13 protein-coding genes and 2 pseudogenes are annotated in these 19112 nt (G+C 44.4%); 7 read left to right on the plus strand and 8 right to left on the minus strand.

What is annotated here, in order from left to right; translation table 11 throughout:
• Positions 1 to 6: 6 nt before the first annotated feature.
• Complete coding sequence (locus H580_RS0120590; protein WP_028596461.1) at positions 7 to 1518, plus strand: phytoene desaturase family protein; 1512 nt, start codon at positions 7 to 9, stop codon at positions 1516 to 1518.
• Between the two features lie 16 nt (positions 1519 to 1534).
• Here H580_RS0120590 and H580_RS26875 read toward each other — a convergent pair.
• Positions 1535 to 1630, minus strand: a pseudogene (locus tag H580_RS26875) (GTP-binding protein); the annotation flags it as partial.
• Positions 1631 to 1709: 79 nt separating this feature from the next.
• Here H580_RS26875 and H580_RS0120595 point away from each other — a divergent pair.
• The 3 genes from H580_RS0120595 to H580_RS0120605 all read left to right on the plus strand — a co-directional run bounded on the left by H580_RS0120595 (position 1710) and on the right by H580_RS0120605 (position 4075).
• On the plus strand, positions 1710 to 2258 hold the full coding sequence (locus H580_RS0120595; protein WP_028596462.1) for an AAA family ATPase: 549 nt from the start codon (positions 1710 to 1712) through the stop codon (positions 2256 to 2258).
• A gap of 127 nt (positions 2259 to 2385) precedes the next feature.
• On the plus strand, positions 2386 to 3363 hold the full coding sequence (locus H580_RS0120600; RefSeq protein WP_028596463.1) for a glycerophosphodiester phosphodiesterase family protein: 978 nt from the start codon (positions 2386 to 2388) through the stop codon (positions 3361 to 3363).
• Between the two features lie 253 nt (positions 3364 to 3616).
• Positions 3617 to 4075: a hypothetical protein gene (locus H580_RS0120605; protein ID WP_028596464.1), complete on the plus strand. Its 459-nt coding sequence runs from the start codon at positions 3617 to 3619 to the stop codon at positions 4073 to 4075.
• 141 nt (positions 4076 to 4216) lie between these two features.
• Here H580_RS0120605 and H580_RS0120610 read toward each other — a convergent pair whose 3' ends face one another.
• From H580_RS0120610 to H580_RS0120620, 3 genes are all read right to left on the minus strand, one after another.
• On the minus strand, positions 4217 to 9346 hold the full coding sequence (locus H580_RS0120610; protein ID WP_028596465.1) for a DUF7507 domain-containing protein: 5130 nt from the start codon (positions 9344 to 9346) through the stop codon (positions 4217 to 4219).
• A 395-nt stretch (positions 9347 to 9741) separates the two neighbouring features.
• A complete protein-coding gene (locus tag H580_RS0120615) occupies positions 9742 to 10764 on the minus strand; it encodes an aliphatic sulfonate ABC transporter substrate-binding protein (RefSeq protein ID WP_036605594.1) in 1023 nt (340 codons plus the stop codon).
• A gap of 52 nt (positions 10765 to 10816) precedes the next feature.
• On the minus strand, positions 10817 to 11749 hold the full coding sequence (locus H580_RS0120620; protein ID WP_036605595.1) for a TauD/TfdA dioxygenase family protein: 933 nt from the start codon (positions 11747 to 11749) through the stop codon (positions 10817 to 10819).
• A gap of 444 nt (positions 11750 to 12193) precedes the next feature.
• On the opposite strand from H580_RS0120620, the gene H580_RS0120625 reads away from it, so the two are divergent.
• On the plus strand, positions 12194 to 12964 hold the full coding sequence (locus H580_RS0120625) for an ABC transporter ATP-binding protein (RefSeq protein WP_028596468.1): 771 nt from the start codon (positions 12194 to 12196) through the stop codon (positions 12962 to 12964).
• A gap of 27 nt (positions 12965 to 12991) precedes the next feature.
• Positions 12992 to 13840, plus strand: coding sequence for an ABC transporter permease (locus H580_RS0120630; RefSeq protein ID WP_028596469.1), 849 nt, complete (start codon positions 12992 to 12994; stop codon positions 13838 to 13840).
• Between the two features lie 416 nt (positions 13841 to 14256).
• On the opposite strand, the gene hpaB is transcribed toward H580_RS0120630, so the two are convergent.
• On the minus strand, positions 14257 to 15720 hold the full coding sequence (gene hpaB, locus H580_RS0120635) for a 4-hydroxyphenylacetate 3-monooxygenase, oxygenase component (RefSeq protein WP_028596470.1): 1464 nt from the start codon (positions 15718 to 15720) through the stop codon (positions 14257 to 14259).
• Between the two features lie 288 nt (positions 15721 to 16008).
• On the opposite strand from hpaB, the gene H580_RS26460 reads away from it, so the two are divergent.
• Positions 16009 to 16356 carry an NPCBM/NEW2 domain-containing protein gene (locus tag H580_RS26460; RefSeq protein ID WP_281167992.1) on the plus strand — a complete coding sequence of 116 codons (348 nt, stop codon included), beginning with the start codon at positions 16009 to 16011 and terminating at the stop codon, positions 16354 to 16356.
• Between the two features lie 172 nt (positions 16357 to 16528).
• Here the strand turns inward: H580_RS26460 and H580_RS0120645 are convergent, their stop codons facing one another.
• The 3 genes and pseudogenes from H580_RS0120645 to rpmG form a co-directional block, all read right to left on the minus strand.
• A complete protein-coding gene (locus H580_RS0120645; RefSeq protein ID WP_028596472.1) occupies positions 16529 to 17341 on the minus strand; it encodes an AAA family ATPase in 813 nt (270 codons plus the stop codon).
• A gap of 118 nt (positions 17342 to 17459) precedes the next feature.
• Entirely contained in the window at positions 17460 to 18659 is a 1200-nt protein-coding gene (locus H580_RS0120650; RefSeq protein ID WP_028596473.1) for a GTP-binding protein, read from the minus strand.
• Between the two features lie 15 nt (positions 18660 to 18674).
• Positions 18675 to 18800 (minus strand): annotated as a pseudogene (gene rpmG / locus H580_RS26725) (50S ribosomal protein L33); the annotation flags it as partial.
• Positions 18801 to 19112: the final 312 nt, after the last annotated feature.

Genomic DNA, 19112 nt, shown 5'->3' on the forward strand with positions numbered 1-19112 from the left:
CCGTTGATGACGAATAAAGTTTGTATATTAGGCGCTGGCATTGGTGGCTTAACGGCGGGTGCTTATCTTGCTCAACAGGGATTTGAAGTGACGATTATAGAAAAAGCTTCAACTGTAGGAGGATCAGCAGGATGGTATAACCGCAGAGGCAGAAGGTTTCCGACTGGGGCGACGTTGTTATTTGGACTCGAAACAGATGGAGTGTTGATGAAGCTGCTAAGGGAGCTGCATATTCAGCTGCCCGTGGAGCGGTTAACCCATCCGATGGATGTCATCTTGCCTGATCGCACGATATCGATATGGGCTGATCCCCAGCGTTGGCGGCAAGAGTTAAAGGAGAAATTCCCACTTTCTGCTGAACGTGTGCTGGCATTCTGGGAGGAACTTGCTCGTATTGGGGAAGCGGTGTCCTATGTGACCGATTCTAGAGTAGCTTTGCCAATCCAGCGTATGGTGGACCTTGGACGCTTGCCTGTTTATGCGTTGCGGCGCCCGATGAGTATGGCGATGCTGGCGTATTATCGAACGAAAACGGTTGAGGACTTGATGCGCAAGCATCGAGTGGATGATAACGATGCTTTGCGTCAACTTCTTAATGCTCAATTGGTAGATGCTGTGCAAACCGATGTGAGTGAAGCTGCGCTGCTCCCTGCAAGTCTCGCCCTTACGATCTACCGTAAAGGAAGCTATGCAGTAAAAAATGGGGTGGGCACTATATCCCAATGTTTGGCGGACCATATCACGGAGCTAGGCGGCAACATTATGCTGCGTACCGCTGTGAACGGAGTCGTTTTTGACCAGCAGAAGCAGATATGGCAAGTTGCGAGTACTCGTCAAACTTCTGAATATTCAATCGTCATTAACAATACAGGGATTGAGTTTGCTGTGTACAGCGACAAGCAAGGAAACAGAGTCAATCAACCGCATGCCTCGCATATCGGCGGGTGGGGTGCATTTCGTTTAGATATGATTGTAGATGAAGCCATTGTACAGCAATCTCGATTTCAGGGGAAATCGTTGCCGTTTGCCTTTCAAATTGTTCCAGGCATACAATTGTCTCAAATGCTTGGAGATGAGTATGGCCCTGTGTACGCAACGATTCAAACGTCTGTCAACCATAAAGGCGAACATGTAGCGGGAGAGTATACGTTAACGGTGTCGACTCATACACGAGTCAATGTTTGGACATTGCACTCAGGTGCAGCGTATGAAGCAAAGAAAGAGCAGGTGGCAGAGCTCCTGTTGGATGAATTAGAGCGAGTTATTGCTGTGAGGCCATATATTCGTTCTAAAGATGCAGGGACACCGGAAACTTATGAACGCTACATCGGAAAGCGTTATGTTGGTGGCGCACCGCTTACGGTTGAGCATGCAATCCGACAACCGAGGAGTGTGCGAACTTTATTGCCGGGCTATTTTCATGTGGGTGAACAGGTGTTTCCTGGTCCGGGAACGTTATCTTCCGCATTGAGTGGTTATTATGCGGCTAGAGCAGTTTGGACGAGTCACAATCCCTAATCGACTATCCTTCACTAACCGCAACTTTTAAACCTTCCTTGTTATACAGTACATGATTCAGCAGCGTAGTTTTCCCGGGACGTAATTAACCGCTCAGTACTGTGAGCGGTATTTTTTATGAGTTCGGACGTTGTATTCATTGGAATAAAATCATAATCTGTAGCTATGACAATCAATGCTGAAAAGGTGGAATGAAATTGCTAACTGACCAGAACAGAGGGATTTACCTCATTACAGGCGCTATGGCATCTGGGAAGTCTACCGTTGCACAGCTGCTTGCAGAGAAGTTTGAGCGTGGTGTTCATGTACGTGGAGATACGTTTCGTAAAATGATCGTAAGTGGGAGAGTGGAGATGCTCCCCAACACCGAGGAAGAAGCGATTAAACAACTGCGTTTGCGCTACCAAATTGCGGTCAACGCGGCTAATGCTTACTACGAGGCAGGCTTCAATGTTGTACTACAGTATGTCATCATTGGTCCGGTGCTGCAAGAAATGGTCGAGTTTATTCGTAACTGTCCTCTATATGTGATCGTATTGAACCCGTCAGAGGATGCAATTGCGCATAGAGAGCTTGCTAGAGCAAAGCAAGGGTACGGACTTTGGACAATTGCTGAACTAAATCGTTCTTTACAAGAGGAAACACCGAAGATTGGTATGTGGCTCGACACAACGGATTTATCTGCCGAGGAGACTGTAGAGCAGATTTGGGAGAGGGCAAGTACTGAAGCTCGCGTCTAAACGTAGTTAATAGATAGATGAATAGATAGAGTCAATGTAATAAAAAGGTCAATCCATCTGTGCGTACCGATATGCTAAACTATTGAAAGCAGGTGAATACTTACTTAAGAAGGCAACTGGAGGAAACATGAAGAAGTTGAAACGATATGGAAAGCGGTTCTTTATTTTTTTCGTTATTTTAGTCGCATTTATGTTTGTGAATAATACGTCTCTATTTATAAAAGATAGTAGCAAGTCACCTGAACTGCTAGCTCATAGAGGGTTGGGTCAAACGTTCCCGATGGAAGGAATCCAGAATGATACTTGTACGGCGGAGCGAATCTATGAACCGGAACATCCTTACCTTGAAAATACGATCCCTTCGATGGAGGCAGCATTTGCAGCGGGAGCAGACACGGTAGAATTGGATATTCAACCTACGACAGATGGAGAATTTGCTGTGTTTCATGATTGGACACTGGACTGCCGAACAGATGGCAAAGGTGTTACTAGGGAACATTCAATGACTGAGCTTAAGAAATTGGATGTTGGCTATGGTTATACAGCCGATAATGGTGCGACTTATCCGTTCCGTGGTAAAGGGGTCGGGCTCATACCTACACTTGGTGAAGTATTAACGCAATTTCCAGAGCAATCTTTGCTTATTCATATAAAAAGTAATGATCCGAATGAAGGAGTGCTGCTTGCTGAGTATCTATCTAAGCTCACAACTAGCCAGTTGGAGCAATTGGCCGTTTACGGCGGTGACGAGCCCATTGCAGCTTTAAGAGAGAAGTTGCCCAACATCCGTGTTATGTCTATGGATACGATGAAAAGTTGTCTCCTTCCCTATGCAGCAATAGGGTGGACAGGATATATGCCTGAGGCATGTGAAAATACACAGCTTCACATTCCAGAGAAGTTTGCTCCTTATCTATGGGGATTCCCAAGCAAGTTCCTTGCTAGAATGGAGAAGGTAAATACAAAAGTCATCCTCGTTGCAGGCGATGGGGGTTGGTCAGAAGGGTTTGATAAGGAGCTTGATTTGGCACGGCTTCCGGAAAAATATGACGGCGGCATTTGGACGAATCGTATTGATGTTATAGCTCCTGCTCTGAAAGAGTGATCAGTGTAATGATTCGACGATCCCGATTTTGTTTGATTTCCTAGCAGCAATGAATAGATTATTTAATAGTGTTTACAGTGGATAAAGAACCCGGCCCATTAGTGGTCGGGTTTTTGTGTTAATGATGACCATGCATAGCATAAATAAACAGGATTAAACCTTACAGTTAAAGTCATATTAGGTCATTTATGAAAATAGTATGGGTAGGGTGATCTATCTTGTTGTACCAATCATTAAAGGAGGAATATATGTTATGAAACGGTTCGGTCGTGTTTTTTTATTTTCAATTGTAATGGTTATGGTGCTTGCTGCAGTTCCTGTTTATGCAGCATCAAGTACGTGGACGCTTGATATGCCATTATGCATGTATAACGGGAAAGTTTATAAGCAATTTCATCATTTAGCAGATGGGAAAAATGGTATAACCGTCTCAGGTACGATAACGACGAAACAAAAAAATAGTGGAGCAAGTGAGGTTCCCCGCGAAATTACTGTCTTTCTTAGGGAGGATGATGGTCATACGAATAATCTAATCGGTTCTTTTAAGGTAAAGCCATCAAGTGTAGTGGGTGGAACGGTTCATTTCAGCCAGCACTTCCCTGGAGCTAATTCGGTAGGCGACCCAGATGGCATTGGTGAATACTATCTTGTTTGGAGTAAAGGAGCGAACGATTACTGGAGAATAACAGGTACGGGAACCATTTCGAATTAATCTCATGAAATGAGCAGGACTGGTGAGATGTACTATACAATTTAATAAGAACCGGCCTTACTTCACTAAGGCCGGTTCTTTTTTACGAGTTATTTAGCATGGATAAGCCATCGCAAACTGTTGTTGGTAGTTTTTTTGCATTTATTCATGATGTTCTTCGACGTTAACAATGACAGTGTTGGAATCAACGGTAAACCTGCGAGGCAAACTGCCTAGCTGAAAGCTTACCGTAGCAAAGTTACGTACTTTATCAATTCGTGGTAAGCAAACCTGTTTCACTTCGAACGATACTTGAACGGATTGACCTGGAGCTATTGTGCCTAACAAAATGCCTTTTTCCAGATTGACATCTGGAATGCAACGTCGATCTACCTTGACAGTTTTTTGCACCAGTTTCGTGCCCTGTTGCAGCAAATCGGTCAACACGACGTTGTTGGCAGCAATACTGCCCGTGTTGGTCACCGTAATTCTAAATTTCACCTTATCACCAACAAAGATTTTGTTAGCATCTGATTTCTTTGTAACGGTAATCGGAAGCACCGCAACTCTAACGCCTACTGAGGTGCTTAATGGCCCTGTTTGTGCGGAATCAACGAACGCCGTATTCACAATCGTTTCTCCCGGAACTGCGGTAGACGGCACGGTAAAAGGAATGATGAGAGTGACAGCAGCGCCGATATCCTGAAATATAACGGTACCGTTAAGGCCAAGAAGTGGGTCGCTGTAGCGAATATTGGACAATGGAACGTTGCCTGTATTTACCCCCCGCGCCTGGAAGAATACCGTTTGACCTGGTAAGGCAATAGGCGGAAAGACCGTCTTACTAATGTCGAGTCTTGGGAGAGAAGCTACGGTTACTTCCGCGGTAGCCGAAATCGGCTCTGTTTGGTCGGAGCTTAGTACGGCCGTATTTGTTAATACAGTTCCTCCTACTGCATCAGCAGGTACCGTGAATGTGCGAGACAATATAATAAAGAAATCAGCTGGGAGGAAGTCTACTGTCTTATCAATGCCAAGAAAATCATCGACAAATCTTACATTAGTGATCGGAACACCCGTTGTGTTGCGTATTTCAAATGTAAAGGTCACCGTTTCCCCTGGTGAAGCGACAGATGGTTCTACCCGTTTAACCAGACTTAGTTGTAGGGCAGGCAGAACGGTGAGGGAAGCCGTAGAAGAAGATGGTCCAGTTTCATTGGATGTTGCTGTAGCTGTATTCGTCAATATCGTTCCCGCAGGCACATTTGGGATTTCAAATGGGATAGGAATCGAAATGGACGAACCTGCTGGCAGAGAAAGAAGAACCGAGCTGAAACTCAACGTTGGATCGGTGATAACGACATTCGTTAAGCTGACGTTGCCTGTATTTTGAACGACAATCGTTGCGGTAACGGTTTGCCTTGGAGCGGCTTGTAGTGGATCGATGGTTTTGGTTACTTGCAAGCTCGGACTTGGATCAACGGTAACCGTAGCAGTGCCTTCTTCAGGATTGGTCTGATCGGAAACGACCACTGCCGTATTCACAATTACCGATCCGTTCGCTGCATTTGCAGGAATCGTGAACTGGAACGGTAGTGTCTGACTCTGACCTGGATTTAACGTACCGAGTTCTTGGTTGATGCCAAGTATATCGTCCGTCAATAGAACATTGGTTAATACGACCGTTCCTAGATTGGATACGGTAATCGAGTACGTAACCGTCTCGCCTGGGGCGGCAGTTAGACGATCTGCTGTCTTTACAATCGTTATGATTGGCGGCAGCGGGTTGACAAGAACTTTGGCTGTCGCTGTTACTGAATCGGTCTGATCTGATACCGCTAGGACGGTATTTACAATAACGTTGCCGATTGCTGCATCAGCAGGTACCGTGAAAGTAGGTGTTAGGCTCATCGATTGTCCGACCGCGAGAGCAGGTAGTATCGTATTTAGACCGAGCAGGGGATCGCGGACGTTTACGTTCGTTAAGTCCACGTTGCCTGTGTTTGTAACCGTAATCGTATACGTGATTAGCTCTCCAGGAAGGGCATTATCCCGATCTGGTGTTTTCGTAATGGCAATAGCGGCAGCGTTGTTTACCGTTACCGTTGTCGTTGCTTCCTTCGGTGGAATTTCCGCAGGGGTTACGGTAACGACGTTTGTTATGATTGAGCCACCAGCAGCATTGCTAGGAATGACGAATGGTATCGTCTTAGTCACGGAAGCGCCTGGAGCAAGCGAAGCAATTGTATTATTAATGGAGAGCAGCGGATCGGAAACCACGACATTCGTTAACACGAGCGTGCCTGTATTTGTGATCGTAAGGGTGAAGTTGACGGTGTCGCCCGGATTGGCTTGCGCTTGATCGACTGCCTTGCTGACGATAAAGTCAGGCTGCAATACGACAAGTGATGCATCATCGCTATCCTGTACCGTTTGCGAATCAAATGATCCGGTAACGGTCGCAATATTATTGAATGGACTGGTCGCGCCACTTGGAACGACGAATGGGAACGTAATCGTTTGCGAATCCCCAACGGCGATTGTCCCTATCGTTTGGCTTAATCCGAGCAAGGGATCGGTGAGCAGCACGTTGGATAATGCGGTATTGCCCGTATTTGTCACTTCAAATGTATAGGTAACGGTGCTGCCAATAGCTGCTTCAGCAGGCGAGACCGTTTTGATGAGAACGATGCCAGGCTGCCCAAGAACGGCTACGACTGCGTCTGCTTGACTTGGACCCGTTTGATTGCTTGTTACGGTCGCGACGTTTACAATCGTATCACCTTGTACGGCAGTTATAGGAATATCGAATGGGACTGTGAGAATGACTGAATCTCCTGGTTCAACGGTATCAAATGTTTGATCGATGCCTAATGTAGGATCAACAATGCGTACATTCGTGAGTGTCTCATTGCCAGCATTCGATGCTGTAATGGTGTAGGTTACGGTATCACCAGGTGCGGCAATTTGTGGAGTTACACTTTTTATAATAAACACAGTTGGAATTGGTGTAACGACTATCGTTGCTGTGTCTGATGTCGGTGGTGTTTCATTCGAAGTTGCCGTTGTTAAGTTGGTAAATATGGTGCCAGCAGGAGTTCCAGGGGGCACCAAGAATGGAGCCGTGAACGTCTGAGATTCGCCAATGTTCAATATAGGGATAACTTGAGCAAAGCCTATTAAATCATCTTTAATCGTGACATTTGTGATTGGTGCGTTGGACGTATTTGTCACGGAAAGCGTATAAGTGACCATATCTCCAGGTGCGACACTAATTCGATCTACTGTCTTTGCTACAGCCAAGTTGAAGATTGGTAGTACATTGAATTGGGTCGTATCATTTGTTGGAGGCGTCTGATCGGAAGTTCCGGTAGCGACATTGTTAATAACTGTGCCAGCCGGTGTATTGGGCGGTACGATAAATTGAGCGTTAAGGGTTACGGTTGCAGCAGCAGGTAAGCTCGACAATATATCGATAAGGCCCAAGGTTGAGTCCTCAATACGTACGTTTGTTAAAGCAAAGCTGTTCGGATTAGTGACCTTAAATGTGTAAAGGACGATATCGCCAGGGAATGCCGTTTGTTGTGAAGCTATTTTGGAAAGGAGAAGAATGCCTGGTGAGGCAACTTCTAAAATATAATCTTCTACTTCTCCATCCGATGCAGGCCCTAAGCTCCTCGTATCTTCTGCTGTTGGTGATGCATTTTGATTGACCAAATTGTCTGTAGTCAGTCTTAATCTCACAAAGGTTTGACCAGGAATTAACGAAACACCTACAGGTACAGTAAAAGTAATTGGAATCGTTTGCGTACCAGCGAGAGAGGGGACGATCTGAACGAGTGATGCTTCGTTGCCTTCGAATACCCCGTTTGCATTGAAATCGACCCATCCATACAAATTAGCAGCTATTCCAGTGTTATTCGTTACCCTTACATTCAATGAATAACTAGTTGCATCTTGTGCAAGAACGGGCAATGGAACGGTTAAAGCGTCATCTTGAATGCCTTTTGGAATATCATCGCCTGTAGCTGTTGAATTTTGAAGTGCATCTAGCTCAGTCGTTATTTGTGTGCCTAGGAATAGGGCGTTGGTTGTTTGATGGCGAGGTCCATTGTTACCAAGCAAGGTAGAATAATCATTCGGTGCATTCCCTGCTGCTGTATCTGGAGCATCTCCAAAGTCAACGCCTACCGTTGCAAATGGGCAGAGGGTCGCATCATTGAACTGTGTGATAACGGTCGTGGAGAATCGTGTTGAAGTTGCTGTATTTCCAGAAATGATATATCGGTATACGCCCCCATTATTGTTCGCAATGGCATATATGGTACCCGTAGCATCAATAGCCAGTGCACCGAAGGAAGTAGTCGTTACAAGTGGAGTTGTCGTTAGACTGGTGACGGCTCCTGTAGTAGGTACAATCCGTTGTACAGGTCCTGTTGGTAAAATACCGTACAAATTTCCATCTGCTGGACGAAATACCCAGTCACTAATAGTTGCCGTTCTGCTCAGGGCAATGCCAAAATTGCTAGTCTGTTCTTGAAACCCATTGGCAGGGTTAACGAGCTTTAAGTAAGTTGCGGAATTCGGACGGAGGTCGATGACATAAAATCTTGTTCCATCATTGATATAAATATATAGAAATCCATTCAAGTCAAATGTACCGTTGTTATATCCGTCTGCAGGCAATCCGGGTGGCAGTGGGGACAGTATCGTTACATTGCCATTACGATCGACACGAACAATATGATTCGTAGTTTGTTCATATCCATAAACGTAATTGTCTAGTGGGTTGTATCCAATCGCGTTGACTTCTAGCGCTGGATTTAAGAGGCCTTGCGAAATAGCTGCCCCGGTCACAAGGTTAATATTAAACCATTCCGTAGGGCGCCCTGAAAATTGAACCATCGTCGTCGTACAGAATAAAGGATTATTGGTCGTGTCATGGCTGAAATTTTGGTTGGCTATAACCGCATTTCCAGTCACTTGAGCGGCAGTAACCACGATGGTTAGCTTCCTTGGTCCATTGGATACCGTAAATCCAGTAGGTTGCGTGAACGTGGTAGGAGGGCATGTCAATCCGGGGTCAGCGACCGTTTCATAAACGGTATAAGTACCGGCAGTCGTTATCGTAAAGCTGTAGTTACCGTTTGCATCTGTAATCGTGGAAGCACAAGTTCCACCTGTGTTGTTGAAAAGCACGACAAATACGTTAGGTATGCCCGGTTCTCCGGCATTAAAGACACCGTTATGGTTTAAGTCGTTAAACACGATTCCTGTAATCGTCGCTGGCATCTTGCAGTTTCGCTCCTTTCTCCTTGCAGCAATTCTAACTGCACAATCCGCTGATCAACTATTACATCACTCCGCATTCGCCTATTCGTACTGTGGATATTATATGCGGGCTTATGTTTTACTGTGTCTCTTTTCTATTTCTACACAGTCAAGGCGGCAATTCAGCAACTGGATCTATCAGCGAAAGTACTTGCAGTCTCATCGAACGGTCATTTCGGTAGACTTGCCTGAGTTGTTCTTACGATGTTCGATTCCGTCGTTTCAGCATATTCGAATAAAAATAAACAACGAACTACCAGTGGGGAGTGGCAGTTGGTTGTTTCATTGCGGGGGATATCAATTGTCTACTATAGTGGGGAGTATGAATAATGAGAGAGTGGGGACGGTTCTGCTATTTATTTAACAATCTTTTTAATCCATTCATTATTTACCACGGACTGGAAGTCTAGCTTTTTCTTAATAAAGCCATGCTCCAACAATTGATCAGCAGATTGCTGTTGGGCTCGCAGCACTTCGTCGGTGTATCCAGACACGGTGAATGATAAATTCGCCACGAGAGATTTCATAATATCTTTCGGTATTTTCACTCGATTGGCGAAGATTTCAGCCGTTTCTTCTTGATTTGCGTTCATCCAGTCGATGGCTTTTTTGTATGACTTTAAGAAAGCAGTAACGACTTCAGGATGTTCGTTAAGAAACTCGGTACGGCCGATCAAGGAGGAAGGGGCTAATACGTTGTCTTCGTCCCATGCGATCGTGCGAGCCTTACTCGTTTTGGTCAAATTCGTTATATGGGGGTCCCAAGTTCCCCATGCATCTAATTGTCCGCTGGCAAACGCAGCTGCGCCATCATCTGGCTGCAGGTTAATAAGTTCGACATCATCGATTGATAGGCCGTATTTAGCGAGAACTTTTAGAAGATAGACGTGTGCCGTTGTACCTTTGGCGAGTCCTACTTTCTTTCCTTTTAAGTCCTTTACACTTTGAATGGGACTATCTGGAGGAACGAGAATGGCGTTAAACTTGGCTCCTTTGGACAGTAAAGCGATTACTTGAAAAGGCAGCCCAGCCGATGCGCCGCTAATCGTCGCTCCATCACCGAGAAGGGACAGATCCACACGTTTCGCAGACAATGATTCAAGTATAGGAGGACCATTGGAAAATTCGCTCCATACGACCTCTGCATTCAGTGCTTTAAATTCCTCTTCCAGCCAACCTTTATTTTTTAAAATGACAAGTGCGTTAAGGCTTCCATTGATGGCTACATTGACCTTGATTTTTTCCTTGGCTGGTGTACCATCAGCAGCTGTAGAACTAGCCTTGTTGCCGCCGGTATCTGAGCAGCCAGCCGCGAGGATAAGAAGTAGCACTGCGAAACTGATGACATAGGCAGCTTTAACTTGCTTAGATGTTTTCATAGGCGGCATCTCCGTTTCTCATATCAAACGTTGCGTATTATGAACGTTGTACTTAATAAGGTACGTCTCCAACGATGGACACTCTTTCTACGACACGACGATTCGGGAAGTAGTCAGATACGGCATAATGCTGAGTCGCTCGGTTATCCCAAAATGCAATCGTATTTGCTTCCCATTTATAGCGAATTTGATATTCAGGTGTATGTGCCTGCTGGAATAAATATTGAAGCAGTTGTTCGCTTTCTTCAGGCTCTAAGCCAACGATACGAATGGTGAATGCTGCATTGACGTATAACGTTTTGCGGCCTGTTTCTGGGTGTGTCCGTACAATTGGATGTTCGGCAGCAGGGAACTCATCTTGTTTAATAGCCAGCAATTCTGAAGAAAGGCGACGCCCGAAAGACGGAGTGAAATCATGTATCGCTGTCAGTCCGTCAATCTTCTCTTTGATGTCATCAGGTAAATTATCATAGGCAGCAGCCGTATCTGCCCATAGCGTATCTCCGCCATATGTAGGGGCTTCGACGATGCGGAGCACAGCACCAAGCGCAGGGTTGAGGCGCCATGTGACATCGGTATGCCATATATTTTCCATCCCGGTTACTTTCTCGTCTTTTGCAAAGCGGGCAATTGCTTCTTGATCGCCTTGCGGCAAGAAGGGATGGGATTCTAATTCACCCCATTGTTTCGCGAATGCAACATGCTGCTCGCTTGTAATATCCTGATTGCGGAAGAAGAGTACCTTCCACTCGAGCAATGCACGGTTTATCTCTTCTTTTACTTCGGGAAGAAGGGGGTTTTTAAAATCAATTCCTTCAATCTCTGCACCAATGAGCGGACCGAGCGGCTTAAGCTGAAACAGGTTATAAGGTAGACTTTCCTGTCCTTCGGGCAGACGATGCAGCTTACGGGCACCAGATACTTTATGTCTTTCAGGAAAATAGTCCCGGGATAACGTTTCAATAATATCGATTTGCTGTGTCATCATCATCACTCCTAATCGTAAATAGTAGGTAACAGACGAGTTTGACTTGTTCAATAGTACGTAGTGTGGAAAACAAAAAAAGATCCAACATACATGTGGTCAACATGTACGCTGAATCTCTGGTGGTCCAGTGGATTCAATCCAGTATTGTTTTCGTTTCACTAGGTAACGAATAAGCCAGTCTATATTTGAATAGGGAAATGATACCAACTGAGTTTCGGTGTGTCAATAGTTAATTCAAATTAATCCGATTATAATACAAGGATATTGACAGTGAGATAGGGCGATGCTAAAATCTCCAGAAACGAAGGGGCCATATACGATCAGAAGGGAATAATGATCGAATCGACTAGACGACTAGAGATTCATCAACGAGCAAGCCTGCTATTAGGCGGTTCTGTTGGTGAGTCTCATTTTTATTTTACGAAATAGGAGGAAGGACATATGCCGAATACGATGCTGGAATTGACTGCGTTGAACAAGACGTTCTACTCGTCAGACTATACGACGCATGTGCTGGATCATATTCATTTAACAATTGAGACAGGTGAATTTATAACGTTGATTGGACCGAGCGGCTGCGGCAAAAGCACTTTGCTCAAAATCATCGCCGGTCTAGACGTTGATTATACGGGGGAGGTACAGCTTGGGGGTGAGAAGGTGAATGCTCCTTCTCAAGAAAAAGGTTTTATTTTTCAAGAACATCGCTTATTCCCATGGCTGACGGTGGAGCAAAATATCGCGGCTGAGCTTTCGCTAAAGGATGCCTCTATTAAACAAAAAGTAGATGAGCTTATCTCGCTAGTAAAGTTGAGTGGCTTTGAAAAGAGTTATCCGAAGCAGCTCTCAGGCGGTATGTCACAACGTGTTGCTATTGCGCGGGCGCTGCTGCGGAATCCGAAGGTGCTGCTGCTGGATGAGCCTTTTGGTGCCTTAGATGCCTTTACCCGCAATCATATGCAGGAAGCTTTGCTTGATATTTGGAGAAGCAATCGCACGACTATGGTGCTTGTCACTCATGATATCGATGAATCGTTATTTTTATCGAATCGGGTCATTGTGCTGGATACGAAGCCTGGCAGAATTAAGGCAAGCATCCCGATTGATTTGCCTTATCCGCGCAAGCGCTCAGGTAAAGCTTTTCAAGAGCTGCGAGCGAAGCTTATTGCTCTATTGGAGCATGAAACAGTCGATAAACAGGATTGGCAAATATAACGTCAGAAGAATGGAGCGTCGATACCGATGAGTAAAACATCCAATCATGCTATTCCCGCCGCAAACCCGATTTCTCACCGTCCGTCGTGGAGTAGTAAAAAAGAGAAGAAAGCTAAGCTCAATCTCTCTATTTTTCGTGGAGCTTTGTTACCTGTTTCTGTTCTCTTAACTTGGCAGATTCTTAGTACGAATGAAATCATTCCGTCGCAATTGTTTCCACCGCCGTCGCTTATTTTTCAGACCTTTATCGAGATGATTTCCTCAGGAGAGTTGTTTCATCATTTAAAAATAAGTATTGTCCGAGCACTGTTGGGCTTCACAATCGGTGGCGTTAGCGGTCTATTAATTGGTCTGTTCGTAGGGATGTTCCAGCGGGCTGAGCAGTATATTAATCCAACCGTGCAAATGCTGCGTGCCATTCCGCTGCTAGCGATCACGCCATTGTTTATTTTATGGTTTGGGTTTGGTGAGTTGTCGAAGGTGCTGCTTATCTCGTTGGGAGCATTTTTCCCAATGTATGTGAACACCTTTCTTGGGGCTCGAAACGTGGATAGCAAGCTGTTCGATGTCACGCGCGTGCTTGAGTTCAGTCGCGTCCAGCAAGTGACGAAGCTCGTTCTTCCATCTGCACTGCCCAATGTGCTGCTTGGCTTGCGGCTTTCGCTAAGTATCGCGTGGATGTGCTTGGTCGTGGCTGAACTGATGGGAGCAGATGCAGGAATCGGTTATCTCATTCAAGAAGCTCGCTCGTTTATGCGGACAGAGGTGATCTTTCTAGGTATTTTGCTGTTTGCAGCGGTAGGGAAGTTATCAGATTCGTTGGTGAGAGTGCTAGAGAGTTGGCTGCTGCATTGGCAGGATAATTACAAGGGGTAGATGCAAGTAGCAAAGGTAGCAAAGGTAAACAAGAAAGCCCAAAAATGCTCCCTTTTATTTGTAACTAGAAGGGAGCATTTTTGTGGGGTTATTTTATGAAAGAGGATGCACTTCTATCCGTTTAATGCTAACGGTTGTCACAGAGGCTATAAGATGGCGATCTACTTATTTTGAAAAGTAACGGTTGCCAGCGAGCTTATTTGTTGTTGGTAGCGATATCATTCACTATCACTGCTAAAATAAGCGCGCTCACGACCGCTAAAACTAGAAATTGAACGAATTCGCGTTAATAACGTCAATGGCGATCGTTAGATGTTGGATGACAAGAACATAAACCCCTACCTAGGTCAATTCCCTTTAGTAGGAGCAAATGAGTTCGCCAAAGCGTCAAAATTGCAGCAACATCTTTACTCAGATTAATTCTTTGTTATGGAGTCAGACAAAAAATGATCAACCTTCGCGGCATATGCATCCTTATTCGTATACCCGTGATACAACCGGTTAGCCACTTTAATGGAATCGCCGAAAAAGAACCGTTCGTATAAGCTTTGGCGTCCGGCGAACGAGCTTGTGCTTAGTTCCCAGACGAGCCGGAATAGGCCTACATTCTGCTTTGCATCCAGTTTGATGCCCATCAAATAACGATTGATATCTTCGGCCACTTCAGATTCAAAATCTTGCTCGCTCGGAATCATAATGATGCTGCTCGCGCCTAGCAGTTGTATGATTTCCATAATTCGGGGGAATAACTTTGGAAACAAGTAGTTAGCGGCATACAGTGGTCTGGAATCCGGTAGCATTGAACCCCACTGATCGAGCCGTGCATTTGCTTCACAAGCGACTAGCAGCCCCTTTAGCGACTCTAGCGTGGCGATTACTTCCGCTGCTTTTTCAATAATATGGGTGTACGTACGTAAGCCTAACGTATCTATGATTAATTCAATTGTCCCGAGCAAAAATTCGGTCTTCGCAATAACGCGGCACAATACCTGGTGTCCTACATGCGTATGAAAATGGCTTTTTTCAAAAAAACTCCCCATTATCTGTGCATCTCCATACATAAATACTCGATCATGAGGTACAAGCACATGATCAAGCACAACCAGCGTATCCATTTCCTCAAAGCGAGAGCTTAACGGATAATCGTACTGCGATGTTCCGGAGACGAAGCTTTCTCGGCAAATAAATTTGAGGCCAGGCAGATTGTTCGGAATAGCGAAACCGAAGGCATGGGGATTAACTCTATAAGTCGAAGGTAGTGGTGTCGGGTAGACTAATATTTCCTCAGCCGTAACCCCTTGCGTTGCGAGCAAAAACGCGCCATTCACGATCAAGCCTTCCTTCGTCTTTTCGACAACCGTCGGAGCATCTGGCAGCTCATGCGTTTTCAGTATAGCTCTCAACCTTGCCTTATGAGGCATGATGAAAGCGTGAGACAATGTAATGTCGTTCTCCCGGCAATATTCATAGTAAGCTTTCAAGTTTGCGGTATACATTGGATCATGTTCGGACAACAGATCCGCTGCTGCGCCGAACGCCATTATCGTCGTATTCATATAATCCGGGGAACGGCCGAGGAATCCATGATGAACGTCGGCCCAACGTCCGAACATGATTCTTCGTTTCTTTAGGTCTGCCTTCGACTTAGGAATGAGAAACGACATTCCAACCGGATCTCCTGTTGTCGGTGATTCATAAGTCATACCCTTTTTTAATGTTGATTGACCTTGCATATCGTACAATTCAGCCTGAGTAGAGATAAGGCCGGCAAACGCAGGATGGCTCGACACGGGGACGGTAACTTTATTTCCTTGGATCCAGACGCTGGCTTTCGATGCGTCGAGACGCTCGACATACTGCTTGCCGTCTTTTATTGGCATACAACCATCTCCTGAAACTTTTATAAATAGTGTACGCGGCTCACGATAATTGGATATGGGCACCTAATGATTTTTTGACTGCAGGTAGCTGGGTTAATAGGTACAACTATCCACAAGCTTCGGAGACTCCAATAATAAAGAATATGTTGGCGGAATTCCGTAATCAACAATAATGCTGGAATATACGGATTCGGGTATACAGATGTCGGCTCTCAAGAGCCATTTCTATATAACGGAACAACCTATGTTCCAGAAGGTTACTTCTATGGTTACAATTCGAATAGTCTAATAAAAGATAATGTTGGTAACGAGTATTCGAACTATTTAACTTTAAGACTTCGTGGTGTTCATAAAGACAGCGATTGGCAGTTTGTGGAGTTCCCATTGAATGGGAAAGTGAAGACGCTCAAAAGTAAGATTGGTCTTACGGATCAATTCAAAAATACAAAGGCGGAATTAACTGTGACTATATCCGGTGATGATAAAGTTATCTACACAGAAAAATTAAAAGCAGGCGAGTTCCCAAAAGATTTAGAAATCAATCTGAAAAATGTTCTGAAATTGCAAGTTAAAGTACAGTCAACAGGTACATATGATTCTGAAATTGGATTGTTCAATCCTGTATTTACAAAGTAATATAACTTTAAACAGGTCGCCATTTCTGTAGAATCGTCTGTGCTACCAAACATTCAATAGAAAAGGGCGACCTTATGAAAAGATCTACCATGTTCCAAGTTATGCTTCAGTTTTTATTATCTGAAGAACTAGTCGAGTGAATGACAGTTATTCAACATTTTTCTCTATTTCTTTATCCATTCGTTCTCGGCTTGTATTCCAAATAAGCTTCTTCAATATGCATTTGGCAAAGCGGAACATTTTCGATGATTGCTTTTCGTTTTGCCTTTAAAACAATTTGTTCTATATCAGCAAAGCTGCAACCGGCAAGTAAACTAATTGCGGTCTTGTGAAGTGAACTCTTCTCATGCTCAAAATTATTAATGAGCATATGTATAAATTCACTTCTTCCAGCATCATCTGGCATGCTGTAAGTCAATTTGGTATCAAACCGACGCCATATCGCTTGATCCAATTCTTCCTCTAGATTAGTGGCCGCGATAAAGACACTGTTTCCTTCAAATTCATCTAGGCATTGTAACAAAGTATTAACGACTCTTGCCATTTCCTTAACTTCATCGTTACTATCTCTCGTTCTGCCAATCGCATCGAATTCGTCTAAGAACAAGACGCAAGGTGTTAGTTGCGCGTAATCAAAAATTTTACGGATATTGCTGCCTGTTTCGCCTAAATGACTATGAATAATCGCATCAAGCCTCACTAAAATTAGTGGCAGATCCAATTGCTTGGCAATATAAAAGGCTGTTAGTGTTTTGCCTGTTCCCGGTGGTCCGAACATGACAACTTTGTTGGGGATCGGTACATCATGACTTTCGAACCTCTCCTTCATTCCAATAATCGTAATAAACTCATCTACAATTTGTCGATTGGTCGGTGTAAGAACGATACGCTTTACTTTTTTTTCGCATTCTTTAGTTGTATAACATCTTGCCATATCTGTGCCTTTGGATCGCGGAAGCCGCAATTTGGCATTGTTTTTATTCATGTAAACAAACTCCTTTATTCATCCATGCCGCCTCAATTGTGTGCCGGTACCTTCACTTCATCAGGATTCATTCGGGGACAGAAGGATCTAGTCACTAGATCCCCACTGTAAATCCATTCTAGACTTCTTGCAGCCAAGGTAGTGGATTATTGAACTTACTCCAGTCCTGCCTCATTTCTTCTTCGGTTAGCTGGCAACGTCCTAGTCTGTTTTCGATTTCACTCTGGTTCATATCGATGCCGATAAATACAACCTCTGTCATCCGATCTCCCCATTGATCATCCCAATGCTCCATCATTTCTGGCTCGTTTGCCAATACTTCACCCTGCTCCTCCTTCGACATAGCCGCAAGCCAATATCCCGCAGGGGAAAATTGGATGGATGGACCGGCCTGGCTTAACGTTGCCGCCATATCGTCGAGTGTAGCAATCCATACCAGTCCCTTTGCCCGCATTACTTCCTCTGGCCAATTGCTAAAGAAGTTGCTGAGCCGCTCCGGATGGAAGGGGATTCTGCTGCGATACACGAATGAACCGATCCCGTATTCCTCTGTTTCCGGAGTGTGGTCTTTCTTGTTGAGCTCCGAAATCCACCCTGAGGACATGTTTGTCTTTTCAAAATCAAACAAACCTGTATTCAAAATCTCTTTAATATCTACAACTCCGTTTACTGTGCGAATCAGTTTTGCCGTAGGCTGAAGCTTTCTCAACACCGCCTCTAGCTTAATCAATTCTTTCTCTTCTACCAGGTCACATTTGTTCAGCAACAACACATCACAGGTCTCGATCTGATCGATTAGAAGATCCGCAATATCCCTATAGTCATCTTCTTCGACTGCCTGATTACGATCTAGCAAGCTTTCTCCTGATGCAAAATCGTGCCAGAAACGGTTGGCATCGACAACAGTAACCATCGTATCCAGCCGAGTAACTGAAGTTAAATCTATACCTGTATCGGGGTAGGCATACGTAAACGTTTGTGCCACCGGAACAGGCTCGCTGATTCCAGAGGATTCAATCAAGATGTAATCGAATTTTCCTTCATCGATCAGCTTTTGCACCTCGCTCAGCAAATCGTCCCGCAACGTACAGCAAATACATCCGTTCGACATTTCTACCAGCTTTTCTTCTGTTCTTGATAAGGTATTTCCGGATCTTATCAAGTTGGCATCGACATTGACCTCACTCATGTCATTCACGATCACCGCAACTTTTAAACCTTCCTTGTTATGCAGTACATAATTCAGCAAAGTAGTTTTTCCGGAACCCAAATAACCGCTCAGAACTGTGATCGGTATTTTTTTTGACGTTTGCTCCATTAATTCATATACCTCCTAGCGTGTTTCACGGTGCAGTGTGTATTTTCTCAGTCTTGGACAATATTTACGCAATTCCATCCGTTCGGGATGTATCTTCTCACTTTCTTATTCGTAATAATTACGATTTACACATTGTACACATTCATTTTCACACTGTCAACCGATAGCGATATAGGAATGCACCGACGTAGCAGTGCTCTATAGTATTGTTGAGAACTCCGTGTTAATGATTTGTTTTGTTCATTTTCTGTGAAAATTATATAATGAGGTTCAATAGCTCATGTATGTCATAGCTGCGAACATGTAGATGAACACCATCAAAAGCGTATAATAAAGGGACGGCAGCAAACACTAACTCAACTTACAAGCGTTGATAACTACTAAAGAAACACATGTTATATACGAAGCCGAGCATTACATAGACCAAGGATTACACAAAAGAAACTCATCTAC

Source organism: Paenibacillus assamensis DSM 18201, assembly GCF_000422445.1.
Classification (GTDB): domain Bacteria; phylum Bacillota; class Bacilli; order Paenibacillales; family Paenibacillaceae; genus Paenibacillus_B; species Paenibacillus_B assamensis.

Coding starts and splice junctions, on each gene's coding strand:
- H580_RS0120595 (WP_028596462.1), top strand. CDS start 1,710: ATGAAATTGCTAACTGACCAGAACAGAGGGATTTACCTCATTACAGGC.
- H580_RS0120625 (WP_028596468.1), top strand. CDS start 12,194: ATGCCGAATACGATGCTGGAATTGACTGCGTTGAACAAGACGTTCTAC.
- H580_RS0120610 (WP_028596465.1), bottom strand. CDS start 9,346: ATGCCAGCGACGATTACAGGAATCGTGTTTAACGACTTAAACCATAAC.
- H580_RS0120615 (WP_036605594.1), bottom strand. CDS start 10,764: ATGAAAACATCTAAGCAAGTTAAAGCTGCCTATGTCATCAGTTTCGCA.
- H580_RS0120645 (WP_028596472.1), bottom strand. CDS start 17,341: ATGAATAAAAACAATGCCAAATTGCGGCTTCCGCGATCCAAAGGCACA.
- H580_RS0120620 (WP_036605595.1), bottom strand. CDS start 11,749: ATGACACAGCAAATCGATATTATTGAAACGTTATCCCGGGACTATTTT.
- hpaB (WP_028596470.1), bottom strand. CDS start 15,720: ATGCCAATAAAAGACGGCAAGCAGTATGTCGAGCGTCTCGACGCATCG.
- H580_RS0120600 (WP_028596463.1), top strand. CDS start 2,386: ATGAAGAAGTTGAAACGATATGGAAAGCGGTTCTTTATTTTTTTCGTT.
- H580_RS0120605 (WP_028596464.1), top strand. CDS start 3,617: ATGAAACGGTTCGGTCGTGTTTTTTTATTTTCAATTGTAATGGTTATG.
- H580_RS0120590 (WP_028596461.1), top strand. CDS start 7: ATGACGAATAAAGTTTGTATATTAGGCGCTGGCATTGGTGGCTTAACG.
- H580_RS0120630 (WP_028596469.1), top strand. CDS start 12,992: ATGAGTAAAACATCCAATCATGCTATTCCCGCCGCAAACCCGATTTCT.
- H580_RS0120650 (WP_028596473.1), bottom strand. CDS start 18,659: ATGGAGCAAACGTCAAAAAAAATACCGATCACAGTTCTGAGCGGTTAT.